This is a genomic window from Lederbergia ruris (genome assembly GCF_018332955.1).
GTDB lineage: Bacteria > Bacillota > Bacilli > Bacillales > Bacillaceae_C > Lederbergia > Lederbergia ruris.
On sequence record NZ_BORB01000007.1, the window covers coordinates 13,365 to 27,866 of the forward strand.

General features: G+C 39.9%; 11 protein-coding genes and 1 pseudogene. 9 read left to right on the top strand and 3 right to left on the bottom strand.

Annotation, left to right across the window (positions count from 1 at the left end; translation table 11 throughout):
• Window positions 1-21: 21 nt before the first annotated feature.
• The 5 genes and pseudogenes from KI363_RS05510 (at window position 22) to modB (ending at window position 5,106) form a co-directional block, all read left to right on the top strand.
• Window positions 22-1,532 (top strand): annotated as a pseudogene (locus tag KI363_RS05510) (sulfatase family protein).
• Between the two features lie 31 nt (window positions 1,533-1,563).
• On the top strand, window positions 1,564-2,661 hold the full coding sequence (locus KI363_RS05515; RefSeq protein ID WP_212965738.1) for a mandelate racemase/muconate lactonizing enzyme family protein: 1,098 nt from the start codon (window positions 1,564-1,566) through the stop codon (window positions 2,659-2,661).
• Between the two features lie 29 nt (window positions 2,662-2,690).
• Entirely contained in the window at window positions 2,691-3,506 is an 816-nt protein-coding gene (locus KI363_RS05520) for an amidohydrolase family protein (RefSeq protein ID WP_212965739.1), read from the top strand.
• A 201-nt stretch (window positions 3,507-3,707) separates the two neighbouring features.
• Entirely contained in the window at window positions 3,708-4,445 is a 738-nt protein-coding gene (gene modA / locus KI363_RS05525; protein WP_246516775.1) for a molybdate ABC transporter substrate-binding protein, read from the top strand.
• Window positions 4,426-5,106 carry a molybdate ABC transporter permease subunit gene (gene modB, locus KI363_RS05530; RefSeq protein ID WP_212965741.1) on the top strand — a complete coding sequence of 227 codons (681 nt, stop codon included), beginning with the start codon at window positions 4,426-4,428 and terminating at the stop codon, window positions 5,104-5,106. Before modA ends, modB begins: the two co-directional genes overlap by 20 nt.
• A 99-nt stretch (window positions 5,107-5,205) precedes the next feature.
• Here the strand turns inward: modB and KI363_RS05535 are convergent, their stop codons facing one another.
• Window positions 5,206-5,616, bottom strand: a complete 411-nt coding sequence (locus KI363_RS05535) for a type II toxin-antitoxin system VapC family toxin (protein ID WP_158321607.1) — start codon at window positions 5,614-5,616, stop codon at window positions 5,206-5,208.
• A complete protein-coding gene (locus tag KI363_RS05540) occupies window positions 5,603-5,869 on the bottom strand; it encodes a ribbon-helix-helix domain-containing protein (protein WP_212965742.1) in 267 nt (88 codons plus the stop codon). Before KI363_RS05540 ends, KI363_RS05535 begins: the two co-directional genes overlap by 14 nt.
• A gap of 369 nt (window positions 5,870-6,238) precedes the next feature.
• Between KI363_RS05540 and KI363_RS05545 the strand changes: the two genes are divergently transcribed.
• Together KI363_RS05545 and KI363_RS05550 are read left to right on the top strand one after the other, a co-directional pair.
• Window positions 6,239-7,534 carry an ABC transporter substrate-binding protein gene (locus KI363_RS05545; protein ID WP_212965743.1) on the top strand — a complete coding sequence of 432 codons (1,296 nt, stop codon included), beginning with the start codon at window positions 6,239-6,241 and terminating at the stop codon, window positions 7,532-7,534.
• Between the two features lie 19 nt (window positions 7,535-7,553).
• Window positions 7,554-9,671, top strand: a complete 2,118-nt coding sequence (locus tag KI363_RS05550) for a phosphodiester glycosidase family protein (protein ID WP_212965744.1) — start codon at window positions 7,554-7,556, stop codon at window positions 9,669-9,671.
• A gap of 169 nt (window positions 9,672-9,840) precedes the next feature.
• Here KI363_RS05550 and KI363_RS05555 read toward each other — a convergent pair whose 3' ends face one another.
• Complete coding sequence (locus KI363_RS05555; RefSeq protein WP_158321604.1) at window positions 9,841-10,863, bottom strand: LacI family DNA-binding transcriptional regulator; 1,023 nt, start codon at window positions 10,861-10,863, stop codon at window positions 9,841-9,843.
• Between the two features lie 481 nt (window positions 10,864-11,344).
• Here KI363_RS05555 and KI363_RS05560 point away from each other — a divergent pair, with 481 nt between their 5' ends.
• Together KI363_RS05560 and KI363_RS05565 are read left to right on the top strand one after the other, a co-directional pair.
• Window positions 11,345-12,682: an ABC transporter substrate-binding protein gene (locus KI363_RS05560; RefSeq protein WP_212965745.1), complete on the top strand. Its 1,338-nt coding sequence runs from the start codon at window positions 11,345-11,347 to the stop codon at window positions 12,680-12,682.
• A gap of 119 nt (window positions 12,683-12,801) precedes the next feature.
• Window positions 12,802-14,151: an ABC transporter substrate-binding protein gene (locus KI363_RS05565; RefSeq protein WP_212965746.1), complete on the top strand. Its 1,350-nt coding sequence runs from the start codon at window positions 12,802-12,804 to the stop codon at window positions 14,149-14,151.
• Window positions 14,152-14,502 lie beyond the last annotated feature (351 nt).

Below are 14,502 nucleotides of genomic sequence, written 5' to 3' on the forward strand. Positions count from 1 at the left end.
GATGGACGGAGGGGCATATCTGTGAAAAAACCAAATATATTACTCATTACCAGCGATCAACAGCATTGGGATACAATTGGCGCTTTTAACAGTGAAATCTCGACACCTAATTTAGATCGATTGGTTCGCGAAGGAACTGTTTTCAATCGGGCTTATTGTCCGAATCCAACCTGCACACCGTCAAGGGCCTCGATTATCACGGGAGCATATCCAAGTCAACATGGTGCCTGGTCGCTTGGGACAAAATTGTCTGAAGATCAGTTGACGGTTGGGGAGGTGTTCCGAGAAAACGGATACAGAACTGGATTGATTGGCAAGGCTCACTTCCAACCGCTAAAAGATACCAAAGAATATTCATCAATTGAATCCTATCCTTTGCTAACAGATTTGGATTATTGGAAAAAATTTAATGGTCCATTTTATGGATTTGAGCATATTGAGCTTACGCGGAATCATACAAATGAACATCTGGTTGGTCAACATTATGCCTTATGGATGGAGGAAAAGGGCTGTACGAATTGGCGGGACTATTATTTGCCACCAACAGGAACAATGGATCCTGATGAAAGGTACAAATGGGCGATTCCGGAAAAGTATCACTATAATACATGGATAGCTGAACGAACAAATGCAAAGCTAGAAGAATATCAGAAAAAAGATGAATCCTTTTTCTTATGGGCCAGTTTCTTTGATCCACACCCGCCTTATCTTGTCCCAGAACCATGGGATACGATGTATGACCCAGAACAATTGACTTTACCAACGATTGTCCCAGGGGAGCATGATAGAAACCCGCCTCATTTTGGTTTGACGCAAGAGGAAAATCCAGACTTTTCTTCTTATCTGGAAACCGATATCGGTAATATTGGCTTTCATTCGCATGCACATGTAACGGAACAGGAAGCAAGACAGAATATGGCGGTTTATTATGGGATGATTAGTATGATGGACAAGTATATCGGGAAAATTTTAGATCGATTAGATGAGCTTGGGCTGACCGAAGATACGATAGTAGTTTTTACAACTGATCACGGGCACTTTTTCGGGCAACATGGTCTTCACGACAAAGGCGGATTTCATTATGAGGATCTGATTAAGCTGCCTTTCATTGTTCGTTATCCAGGGAAAGTACCAGCTGGAAAAGTTTCTTCGGCTATGCAATCGCTTGTCGACCTAGCCCCTACATTCTTAAGCTTTACAAGTCTAGAAATCCCTGCGATATGACTGGGGTCGATCAAAGAGCTGTTTGGTTAGGAGAAGTAGAGAAAGCTAGAGACCATGTTATATGTGAATATCGTACACAACCGACAGCCGTTCATCAAAAAACCTTTGTAGATGAACGCTATAAAATAACCGTTTATTACAACCGTACGTATGGTGAAATCTTTGACTTGCAAGAAGATCCTCAAGAATTAAATAATCTGTGGGATGATCCCCGATACCTTGAGTTAAAAGCATCCTTATTATTAAAATACGTTTGGGCCGAACTTGGCAAAGAGCCATTGCCAATGCCACGTGTTTCTGGAGCTTAAAAAAATAAACTTTTTAGGAGTGGTGTTAACAATGAAAATAATAAAGGTTGAAACATATTTATTGGATATCCCCTTAAAACAGCGAGCGATCACGGATTCCCAAACAAGATTAGAATCCGTTGAATTCGTTGCGGTTCGATTGGATACAGACGAAGGCATAAGCGGCTGGGGATTTAACTGGAACTATACGAAGGGTACACGGGCAGTTCAAGCGATCATTGATGATACGTATGCACCAAAACTCGTTGGAAAAGATCCGCTCATGTATAAAAATATATTAAGGGAGCTTCACTATACGAATCATTTTATCGGCCAAGTCGGCATCACTCGCGTTGCCTTATGTGCTGTAGAGCTAGCCTTTTGGGATATAAAACTAAAAGTGGCAAATATGCCTTTATGGAAATATCTAGGCCCAGTTAAGGATAAAGTGAAAGCGTATAACACAGATGGCGGCTGGCTCCAAGTGACAACAGATGAATTACTGAAAGATATGACGGCTCTAGTAGAACGCGGCTATGATGCGGTCAAAATGAAGCTTGGATTACCTGATCCGCGAGAAGACTTTGAACGAGTTAAAGCGGTGCGAAAGGCTATTGGCGATGATATAAAATTAATGGTCGATGTGAATACCGTTTGGGATTTAAAAACATCGAAAGTATGGGGGCGGAAATTAGAAGAATTAGATGTTTATTGGTTAGAGGAGCCAATGAATCCGTTTGATAAAAAAGCCCATGCCGAATTAGCGCATGCACTTGACTTGCCGATTGCGATTGGAGAAACAGTCTATACAAAATTTGATTTCCGTGACTATATTGAAATGGGCGCCGTTGATATTGTGCAAGCGGATGCGACGAAACTATCAGGAATCGACGAATGGTTGGATGTGGCTGCCCTTGCTCGTTGTTATAATTTAGAGGTGATCCCTCACACCAATGTTCAACAAAAATTACATGTACAATTGGCCGCTGCAACCCCCAATGTGCCAATGGTCGAGCATTGCTATGAATCGATTGCCGATATTTGGGAAGATCCAATTAAAGTTGTGAATGGTTATTATACATTGCCGGAGGAACCGGGATTGGGGTGTAAATTAACGGATAAAGTTCTGACGGAATGTAGGATTGGATAGTAGTTTGCCGTTTTTAGGAGGTTGAAAAAATGAGAATAGATGCTCACCAGCATTATTGGAAGTTAGAAAATGAATGGACAAATTGGCCTACAAATGATTTGAAGGCCATTTACAAAGATTTTTTACCGGAGAATTTAGAACCGCATTTAAACAAGCATCAAATCGATCAAACCATTGTCGTTCAAGCGGCCCCAAAAGAGGAAGAGACAAAGTTTTTGCTAAAACTAGCCGAGGATCATGAGTCGATTGGGGGAGTGGTTGGCTGGCTTGATTTAGCCGATTCGTCATTTCTGGAACGATTTACCCAATATAAACAGCATCCGAAATTCGTTGGGATTCGCCCCATGCTGCAGGATCTTGCAGATGATCGCTGGATTCTTCGTCCAGATGTAAAAAGAAACTTGAAGATTTTGATTGAGCATGACTTTCCGATCGATCTTTTAATTTATTCTAAACATCTTCCATATATAGTCGAGCTATTAGCAGAATTTCCAACATTGCGAGCGGTGATAGATCATTGTGCTAAGCCCGATATTAAAGATCAAGAGTGGGATGCTTGGGCAGAAGGAATCGCCATGGTTGCCCAACATCCGTCGACGATGTGTAAAATATCGGGCTTAATCACAGAAGCGGATCATCAAACATGGAAGCCCACTGATATTCAGCCGTACATCGAACATGTTTGCCAAGTGTTTGGATCAAAGCGTGTCATGTTTGGCAGTGATTGGCCAGTTTGTCAGTTAGCGGGAACCTATGATGAAGTGATAAAGATCGTTGAGGGGACTTTCTCCCAAGATCAAGCTTTAGTTTTTGGAGAAAATGCCAGAGAATTTTATAAAATTTAGAGCTAAGAAATTTACAGATTTCCCCACTGAAGAGGGCGTGGCGATAGTTGTCACGCCTTTAGCCGCATCCCTAAAACGATTGCTTTCTCTTTTCATTTAAGTGAAACATTTAACATATGATATAATGAATGCGTAACACTTTAAATGAGGGGAAGGGATCATGTGAAAAGAGGCATATATGTAATCATTATATTACTTTTAATGATCGCGGCATGTTCCCATCCGACAGAGGAATCTCCAACAGATCAGCAAGTTGAAATCACGATATCAGCGGCAGCTAGTTTAAAGGATGCAATGGATGTGATTCAGGAGAATTACCAAAAGAAGCACCCTGAGGTAAAACTGAAATTTAATTATGCTGGATCTGGCTCTTTACAGCAACAAATTTTGCAGGGAGCACCAGTAGATCTTTTCTTCTCGGCCGCAAAAGATAAGTTTGAAAAATTAGTAGATGAGGGACTGATTGAAAAAAAGGATGGTATAGATTTGCTTGGAAATGAACTCGTCCTAATTGTCCCAATAGAAGATGATGTTATGACGAATTTAGAAGATCTTACAGAGGAGAAAGTAGATAAGCTTTCTATTGGAACGCCCGATTCGGTGCCAGCAGGACAATATGCGCAAGAGTCATTAAAAGCAATGGGGCTGTGGGAAGCAATTGAACCGAAAATCGTCTATGCAAAAGATGTTCGTCAAGTATTATCCTATGTAGAAACGGGCAACGTAGATGCGGGGCTTGTATATAAAACAGACGCGATGATTTCTGACAAAGTGAAGATTGTGACAACCGTTCCACCGAATACATATCCACCGATCGTTTATCCAGTCGGGATCATAAAGGATTCCAAACATTGTGAAGCAGCCAAACAGTTTTATCAATATGTACAAAGTGACGCTGCATTAAAGGTATTTGAGGATTATGGATTCATTATTGAATAATATAGCAACAGAAGAATTTTGGACCCCGATTTGGCTATCACTAAAAGTTGCTTTCATCGCCAGCCTGATCGTGATCGGGACGGGTCTTGTCGCCGGACGCTGGATGGCAAGAAGGAAGTTTAAAGGGAAAGCGATCCTAGAAACAATCCTTATCCTTCCGATGGTTTTACCACCTACAGTCGTGGGTTTTTTGCTCATCATTTTCTTTGGTAAAAATAGCATCGTAGGGCAAGGGATAGAGTGGCTTTTTCACCAGCCGATTATTTTCACATGGTGGTCCGCAGTCATCGCCTCGGCCGTTGTCTCTTTTCCACTAATGTATCAAACAGCCAAGTCTGGGTTCCAAGATATTGATGTAGATCTCGAAAATGCGGCTAAGGTAGATGGGGCAAATGAATGGAAAACACTTATTTTTATTTCTATTCCATTAGCTTTTAGATCTCTCTTGACCGGAAGTATTCTCAGCTTTGCAAGGGCATTAGGGGAATTTGGCGCGACTCTAATGTTTGCCGGCAATATTCCCGGTGAAACTCAGACCATCCCAACAGCGATTTATTTGGCGATTGATTCAGGTCATATGGAAATGGCGTGGTTATGGGTTGCGTCCATTGTCATCATCTCTTTCTTAATGCTTCTGCTCGTGCGAGGCAAACAAGCTTGAACAACACGACATTCGCAATGGAAAATCCTTCGGAACATTCAACTGGAGGATTTTTTAATCCAGTAACCTGATGAAAGATCTAAAGGAAAGTTGACTTTGTTATGGTCGAACTAATTGAGTACCCATTAACTCAAAATGATGATCAAAGGCAAAGATTTTAGATATTTGCATCTCTTTCATGATGGCAACACTTAGTGCATCACAATAGGAGATTTTTTGGTCACTAAATTGCTCAAGAATTCCCTGGGTATGTAGCCTGGTCGCATTCGTGACATCTGCAATAACGAACGAATCTCCTGATAAAACTGTTTGAAGAAAATAAGCGGCTTTTTGAAACCCTAATCGATACCTTAAAAGTGTGTAAGTTTCATTAATCACCGCATCGGAGATAAAGAATTGACAGTTGTTTAAAGTGGTAGCAATATCACGTGCCTCCGTATGATATTGATCCCTTGCATCATTCAATGCGATCAAGGCACTCGTGTCTATAAAATACTTATTGTCCTTCATTTTCAATAATCTCCCTTAGATAAAAATCATGGTTCACAGATAAGTCCCCATCGGAGTCAATCATAACTCTCTCTGCTTCATTTGCCATTGTTAGTAAAGGATTACTTTTTTGTAAATTTTTTGCCGCATATTCCCGAACAGCTTCTCTTACAATTTCTGCTTCAGAGACGTCTTTTTTATTGGCCAAATCTTTTAAAAGCTTTTCATCTTCTTTTGTCAAATGGAATTGCTTTCTTCTCATATGAGATTCCATGCTCAACACCCCCTACACACAAAATTTAACATAAGTGTGTAGGGAAAGCAAGTTAGATAAATAAAAAAATCCGTATATTCACGGATTTAAGGTTTGAATATTAAAGCAACGGCTTTTCACCTTTGAAATTAAATGTCAAATATACTTGTACAAAAGTGTAACGATGGTTTACAGCCAATATTAAATAGGTTAATATAAAAAGTGAATGATAAATTGCAGTGATATACAAAAAAATTCCTCACTTACAGTTCTTAGTTCACGATTGAAAAAAGAGATATACAGGTTAAAAGGAGGTTGTAGATAAACGGCATAATTGGCAGCGTTTCCATAGAGTTTTGCGCTAAATTAATAAGTAGGGGGTCGGATTAGATGAATAAAAAATTCTGGTTATCTATCCTCGTTATAGGTCTTAGCTTAATACTTTTAATTGGATGTTCGAAAAAAACGGTGAAAGAAAATGAACAGGATGAAAAGGTAACGTTGAAGATGCTGATCGCGGTCGATGAAGAAGTCTTCAAGAATCGCTTTAAGGATCAGATTAGTGATGCTTTTCCTGATATTAATTTAGAGTTAATGGAAGGGAATCCAGCTGATATTGATCAGCTTCAGGAGCTATTTGCTAAAGGGGAAGTCCCGGATATTATCACCGTTGCACCATCTGTTGAGTATATTGAAAATTTGGATTTACTTATGCCGGTTGATGAGTTAATTGAAAAACATAAATTCGACTTAGGCATTTTTCGAGAAGGAATTGTAGAGGATTTACGCGCGTATGATCCCCTCGGAGAAGGGCAATTATATGGATTGCCAATCGAAGTGAGTATGACGGCTATGTATTATAATAAAGATATTTTTGATAAGTTTGGTGAAGATTACCCAACAGACGGCATGACTTGGGATGAGGTCGTTGATCTTGCCCGGAAATTGACTGATGAACGTGATGGTATTCAATACAAAGGCGTGCAAATCCTCAATTGGGCGACAAATATGCCTTACAAACAATTGAGCATACCTGGGACAGATCCTGAAACGGGAGAGGTCTTATTTGCAGATGATCCGCGGACAAAACAATATTTTGATTTATTAGCGAGCATCCGAGATATTCCCGGGATGCAAGAGGTCGATGAAGATAAGCCAGATGGGTTCCATGAAAATCAGCAAAATATTGCCATGTGGGTAGCAAGTGCTACACATTTGCCACTTATTGCTCCTGTAGATGGATTTAATTTTGATATGGTCACAACTCCTGTTTGGAAGGATCTCCCTAATATTGGCCCATCGGCTGTTGCTCTATCTTTTAATATTACTAAACAAAGTGAGCATCCAGATGAAGCATTTAAAGTCATTGCCCATTTAGCTAGTCCAGAAGGGCAGAAAGTATTATCACGTGCTGGCAGCCCACCAACGATCGAAGATACAACAGCATTTGACGAATTTGGCAGTCAGATCATTGAACAATATGAAAACAACTATAATGCAAGAGCGCCATTCACGCAAAAGTTGGCGCCTGTTCCACCATACTCCAAATATGATGAATCTTTATTGGGGTTTATGAATGGAAAAGCAAACGAGTTTTTACAATCAAATGAAGACACCGTGACATTTATTCGCAAATTGAAAGATGAATATGAAACGATGGTAAAAGAAATGCAGGGAAAAGAGTGATAGAAAGGTAGAGTTGGAAATGTCCTTCAAAGATTTTCGTCAACAGATTGCGCCAGGGGTTCGGCAATGGTCTCGGCAGATTATATGTCATTCTGGTAAACAGCAAATCCAGATTATTGAAGTGCAACCTGGGCAAAAGCAGCTTTTCTTTGAAGCCGGCCTTACAAGCAAAAAAGTAATTGGGATGGAAAAGACAACCGAGCAGGCGGCGGCTGTTTGTCAAACAGGGCATCGAGTGATCGCAGCCGTCAATGCTGACTTTTATAATATGGTCAATGGTTTGCCTTTAAACCTAATGATTCATCAAGGTCAACTTTTAACAGCTCCCAATCATAAAACAGCCATTGGCTTTAAAGACAGTGGGAAAGCAATCATTGGCATACCAGAGTTATCTGTAAAAGTAAAAATAAATCATCATGTTTATACTGATCCATGTACCGTTACCGTAAACAAAGACCGAAGAGAAGATCAATTGCTGCTCTATACAGAAAATTTTGCGGAACGGACCGGGACAGATGATGATGGAATAGAGGGTTTAATTGAAATGGATGAAGGAAAAGCCCAATCTGGTTGTTCGGTGAAAGGAACGGTTTTAAAACTTGTAGAGGGTAAAGGAAATAACCCGATAAAAAAGGGGCAAATTGTTTTCTCAGGAAGTGGAATGGCAGCCAAATGGTTGCGGCAAAACGTCAAGGTAGGAGATCAAGTAGAATGTTCATTTGTACTGGCAGGAGAATGGGCAGATGTAACAGAAGCTGTAGGAGGGAATCGCCTCCTTGTGGATAATGGTTTGATTTGTGAGAACACCGAAGCAGCAGGTGATACGATCGCCCCAAGAACAGCGGTTGGGATCAAACAAGATGGCTCGATTTTTCTAGTTGTGGTCGATGGGCGACAACCAGGTTATAGTGAAGGTGTTACGATTAAAGAATTAGCAGAGCTGATGGTGAAACTAGGAGTCGAAAAGGCACTGAATTTTGATGGAGGTGGTTCTTCCACAATGTTGGTAAGACAGCCGGGGGATTTACGGGCAACGATCGTCAATCGACCATCAGACGGTGCTGAACGCGAGGTGGCGAACTCCCTTCTCCTTATCAGCAAGGAGGAGGAAGGACCTCTTTCTCAACTGGTGATTAGACCCCAACACTTGTTTATTCTTGCAGGTAGCAAGCATACCTTTATGGCCAAGGGAATCGATGCGTCCTATCAACCTCACCCAATCGAAGAAGAAATCACCTGGTCTGTTGAAGGGAACATCGGAGAGATAACGGGTCAAGGTCAATTGATCGCAGGTTCTGAGCCAGGAGAAGGTTTTATTAGTGCTGCTTCTGCTGGTGTAACTGGTCGTACTGGAAAAATTAAAGTGGTGAATCAATTAACAGAGCTCGCGTTTCCTCAACCAGAAATAACCATTGATCATGGTATGGTGTATCAACTAGACGTATTGGCCTTTTATAAGGGGAAAAAGGTGAATTTTGACCCTGCATGTTTAGAGTGGAAATTTGCTGGAACGGTCGGAAAAATCGATCCAAGCGGAATATTTACAGCTTTTGCACAAAGTGGTCAAGGTACGGTCACTGTTAGCTATGGGCAAGTGAGTGCTTCATTGAAGGTGGAGGTAGGAAAAGAACCGTTTTTGCTGGAGGACTTTGAAAATGGGATTGATAATTGGGAAATAAAAGGGGATCGTTGTACAGCTATCAATTTGGCAGTAGCCACAAGTCCAACTGATCCCGTTCGTTTCGGACATCATGCATTGCGAATCGATTACAATTTTTTAAATCAAAAGGGAATTTCTGGCGTATATGCTTTTCCGAAGCAAATGGTTGCATTAGAGGGTTATCCAAATAAAATAGCGATGTGGGTCTATGGAGATGGGCAAGGACATTGGCTAAGAGCACAGTTACGGGATGGCAAAGATCAAGCTTTCGCCATTGATTATACAGATAATAAGCAAGGCGTCGATTGGAAAGGGTGGCAATATGTAGAGGCCAAACTTCCTAAGGGTCGGCCACTTCCCTTAAAAATGGAAATTCCCTTTCGCTATCTGGCGACCAATGACGAACGAAAAACAACAGGCACCATATACATCGACCAAATTCGTGCGGTTTACGGCGAAACGAAATACAGTGAATAAGAAAAGCGCAAAAGGTAATCACTACTGACCAATAAAAATTCGGATATGAAATGAGAGAAAAAGCCGTGATCTCCTATCAAGAAGATCGTCGGCTTTCTATTTTTGCTTAGGAGTCTACATTCATCGGGAACAAAGTCCGCAGCTTAAACTTCGCGGCCCAGTGGCATTCCTATTCTGTTCTCTTGAAAGCCGACGATTCCCTAAAATGAATTTCCGATGGGAGCACGATTTTTCTTGGTGTTTCTGGTGCGGTATTTTCAATTCGTTCAATCAGTAACTGGGCGCCTAAATAACCAAAATTATAGGATGGTTGTTCGGCTGAAGTGAGAAAAGGTTCAGTGCCCAGGTAATTAGGAAAACTGTCATAACAAACAACTGCAATATCATCAGGTATTTTGATATGATTTTCATTCATGTATCTGACTATATTTGTCGCAATGAAATTACTCGTAGCAAAAATCGCCGTTGGGCGTTCATTTTCAGGCAGATCAAGCATTTTTTTAACTGTTTCGGAAATATCACTGTCCCGTAAAAAATGGCTTTGGTGAATCCAGTTTTCATTGATGGGTAATTCATGTAAATCCAAAGTATCGAGATAGGCATTATGGCGTTCCTTTGCGGTGGCAATTTCCAAAGGTCCATTGATAATCGCAATTTTTTTGTGCCCTTGTTTAATTAAATGCTCCAATAATCTCCGAGTCGTCATTTCGTTATCACTTAAAACTTGGTCACAAGCTAAATCCTCGATAAATCGGTCAATCAAAACATAAGGGATTTTATACTTCGCCAATTTTTGTAAGTTTTTTTTCGATGAATCATTTGCCGGAGCGGCTAAAACCCCATCTGTACCCGTTGAGATCAGCATATCAATATATTTCGATTCTTTGTCAACATTTTCATCACTATTGCATAACATTAGTTGATAGCCCATTTGCATCGCCTTATCCTCAGCACCTCGGGCAATATTTGTGAAAAATGGATTTGTTATATCTGTTACCATCAGCGATAAAATCTTTGATTTTTTAGAAGTTAGACTGCGTGCCGAGCTATTGGGAATATAGCCTAACTCTTCTATAACAGCCTCCACTTTTTCTCTCGTTTTTTGACTAATGTTTCCCGAATTATTAATAACACGAGACACCGTCATCGCGGAAACATTTGCCTTTTTGGCTATATCATAAATCGTGACCAATTCTATATCCCCCTCGTTCATGTTACAAAAACAAACATAATCCATTACATTCATCTTTCGTTCATCAATTGTATATATCATACCTATTATATGTGAAAATGTGCAACATTGCATTCATGATCTATAAAGGAAAAGTACCTTTGCTTTGGTAATCACCCGAATTTCTTTCGAAAAATGTAATTGTGAAATTGCTTTTCGCTTATTGTGTTCTATTAAAAGACATGTTTGAAAATTTTAAAACAATTGACAATTACTGTAAAAATTGTTACTGTTAAATTACCGGTAACAGATAGTCATTCGAATGCCTTATAATAATCTTTTACGTCTTACGTTACGAAATTGGAAGATACGAATCGAAAAGAACGATTAGATCGGACCCTGTAGAAAGCTTTGCAGTTGGGTTGATTAAATTTGATAATCGATTATCATTTAGTTTTTTTAAAAAATGTAAACGCTTTATTAGAATGTATGGGGGACAGCTATGAAACTAGCTAAAAAAGGGATTTGTTTTTTATCGATATTATTATTGTTGTTACTTGCAGCCTGTAGTAGCAGTACAGGTGGACAAGAGGAAAATGGGGAAAAAGGTTCTGAAGAGAATACGAATGCGGAAGCAAATGTGGAGGGTCCAGACGAGGAGGTCACACTGATCTGGGCCTATCAAGGGAATGAAGAGCAATATCAGGAAGATGTAGGGAGGTTTATTGAGGAGAAGTTTCCTCATATCTTGGTTGAAGTATATGATGCAGGTACAGATCATCCTGAAACACTGGAAGAGTTAATAGCAAAAGGCAAAACACCTGATATTGTGACGATGGGCGCGATTACTCATACGAGTCACCTAAAAAGATTTGAACTCGATTATGATATAAGTGAGTTAATCGAGGAAACAGGCTTTGATTTAGACCGTTATGAACCTTCCTTTGTTGAATTTGCCCGAAATCAAGACCCCGATCAAGAGGGGAGATTAATCGTTCTTCCAATAACACGTCCTTCTTACTCTTTGCATTATAACAAAGATGTATTTGATATTTTAGGAGTTGAGTACCCAACAGATGGGATGACATGGGAAGAGGTAACAGAACTGGCAAAAGAATTGACACGTGAGGTAAACGGTACTCAATACCGCGGGCTTGATTTAGATACCCCTTATGATGCTTATACTCAATTTAGCCAGGAGTCAATCGACCCTGAAACGAATGAAGTGCTAATCACAGAATCTGAAGCCTATAAAAGATATCTAGGGTTGATAGGCGAGGTAACATCGATTCCCGGAAATTATCCTACAGAAAAACCTGGAGATCTTTTGCATAATTGGGGAGAAGAATTTGGTAAAGGCAACGTTGCTATGACACCGATTGGAACAAATTTTGGCTGGTTAGAACAAGCTCATATCGATATTGTTACGTATCCTGTATGGGAAGGGTATGAGGGAATTGCTCCACAGCCACGTGGCAGGGGGCATGCCATTACTCGTACAAGCGAACATAAAAAGGAAGCCCTAAAGATTCTTGATTATTTGCTGTCTGAAGAGGTACAAACAATAAAATCCAAAGAAGGGACAGCTTCACCGCTGCAAAACCCAGAGATACATTCTGTATTTTTAGAAGATAAGCCCGAATATAAGGATAAAAATCTTGAGTCCTTATTTCTTCATAGCTATGCTGTAGGTCCTTCTAAAAAGTCGCTCTACGGTGATGGAGTTATCACAACGGCCGGAATTGAATACGTTAATTCTGGGAAAGATTTAAATGAATTTTTACGGATTTTGCAAGATCAAGCTGAGAAAAACGTGCGCTCTCAGATAGAAAGTGAGTAATGACCGGAACAGTACCGAGAACATCATCCAAGGGTATTGTTCTCGGGCACACTAGAGAGGTCTATACTTTTTATGGGTATTGTAAGCGTTTTAAAAAAACTGTATAAGGGGGAGCAGCTATGAAACTAGTTAAGAAAGGGATTAGTTTTTTATCTATAATGCTGTTGTTGTTACTTGCAGCTTGTAGCCACAGTACAGGTGGACAAGAGGAAAATAGGGAAAAAGGTTCTGAAGAGAATACGAATGCGGAAGCAAATGAGGCGGATGAGGAGGTCACGCTGACATTTGTTGCCCCGTGGAGTGATGAGCAGGTCGAGGAGCGGTTTAAAAATGAGTTTGAGGCTAAATATCCTAATATTAAAATAGAGTCCATTTCGAGTTGGACAGATGCAGAGGCATTTGAAGAATTATTCTCGAAAAAAGTTGTACCTGATGTTTATCTCGTTTTGGGTGACTTTGAGGAAATGAATGAGCTCGATATGGCATACCCGCTCGATGATTTGGTAGAAAAGAATAATATGGATTTGAAGAAATTTCGTGAGGGTGCTATTGAAGCAATTCGTTCACGTGATCCTGAAGGGGAAGGACGTTTATTAGGGATTCCAGTGGAAGATGTTGTCGTTGGTTTATTTTATAACAAAGAAATTTTTGATAAATTTGGGGTGAATTATCCAACAGATGGAATGACTTGGGATGAAGTGATTGAGCTTGCAACGAAAGTAACTGGCGAAAGAGATGGAACGCGCTATTATGGCCTTGAAACCCATAGTCTTTCACAGGCGATCTTACAACTTTCGGTGACGGGTACAGATCCAGAAACAGGTGAAGTTTTATTTGATCAAAAACCCGAATATGCCCAGTATTTTAATTTAATTAAAAAAATCTACGATATTCCTGGGAATATCCCGGATAACCCTGAGGATAAGGATGGGTTGGAAGGTAGAAATGTTGCGATGAATTTAAGAACAGTTTCGAATATACCGGTTTTTCTTGGAACTGAAGGATTAGATTTTGATGTTGTCTCTTTCCCGAGTTGGCCTGATAAGCCGAATGTTGCTCCAAACAATTTACCCTTAACACTAGCAATTAGTCCGCATAGTGAACATAAAGAAGCGGCATTTAAACTGTTAGAGTTTATCACTTCGAAGGAGCAACAAATTAATATGGCCAAGGTTGGAGTAGCTCCTGTCTTGGATGATGCAGAAATACGTTCTTATTTAGCCTATAAAGACGGTGAAAAAGTAGAAGGACTTAATATTGAAGGTATTTATTCGGGAACCCCCGCTGAACCTGCTGAATATTCTCCATTTGGTCCGGACGTACTGTTATATGGTGGGAACTTTATTGGCGAAATGACGACGGAATTCGTCAAAGAGTATACGGAATCAGGCATTGACGTCAACACATTTATTCGAGAAATGCAAGAAAAGTATGAAGCCAAAATAGAAGAAGATAAAAATAGAAAGTAAATGAAAAAGTAAATGTAGCTTATAAAAAATGCTGTTTTACAATGGACGAAAAAGTGGCATCAAAGCATGGGTGTCACTTTTTGTTTTATTTGTACTAATTTTTTTCGCAGTTGTCACATGAGATTTTTCGTTTAATGCCAATGGAAGTTGAAACTTCTATCCTTTAATGTTACTGTAATATTAATGGTAACATATTTAATTTAGCAGAAGTCGACTATTTTCATAAACGGGAATAGATGCAATTTTATATTTTAAATTATGCTAGAGACAATCCTCAACAATTCGATCTACACGTTCCTTACCATTAGAATTTGTGTCTCGATCTAGATTCCAATATATTACATATTCATG

What these genes read in the sequence shown, in the direction of transcription:
- KI363_RS05515 (WP_212965738.1), top strand. Translation starts at nt 1,564, where the DNA reads ATGAAAATAATAAAGGTTGAAACATATTTATTGGATATCCCCTTAAAA.
- KI363_RS05520 (WP_212965739.1), top strand. Translation starts at nt 2,691, where the DNA reads ATGAGAATAGATGCTCACCAGCATTATTGGAAGTTAGAAAATGAATGG.
- modA (WP_246516775.1), top strand. Translation starts at nt 3,708, where the DNA reads ATGATCGCGGCATGTTCCCATCCGACAGAGGAATCTCCAACAGATCAG.
- modB (WP_212965741.1), top strand. Translation starts at nt 4,426, where the DNA reads ATGGATTCATTATTGAATAATATAGCAACAGAAGAATTTTGGACCCCG.
- KI363_RS05535 (WP_158321607.1), bottom strand. Translation starts at nt 5,616, where the DNA reads ATGAAGGACAATAAGTATTTTATAGACACGAGTGCCTTGATCGCATTG.
- KI363_RS05540 (WP_212965742.1), bottom strand. Translation starts at nt 5,869, where the DNA reads ATGGAATCTCATATGAGAAGAAAGCAATTCCATTTGACAAAAGAAGAT.
- KI363_RS05545 (WP_212965743.1), top strand. Translation starts at nt 6,239, where the DNA reads ATGAATAAAAAATTCTGGTTATCTATCCTCGTTATAGGTCTTAGCTTA.
- KI363_RS05550 (WP_212965744.1), top strand. Translation starts at nt 7,554, where the DNA reads ATGTCCTTCAAAGATTTTCGTCAACAGATTGCGCCAGGGGTTCGGCAA.
- KI363_RS05560 (WP_212965745.1), top strand. Translation starts at nt 11,345, where the DNA reads ATGAAACTAGCTAAAAAAGGGATTTGTTTTTTATCGATATTATTATTG.
- KI363_RS05565 (WP_212965746.1), top strand. Translation starts at nt 12,802, where the DNA reads ATGAAACTAGTTAAGAAAGGGATTAGTTTTTTATCTATAATGCTGTTG.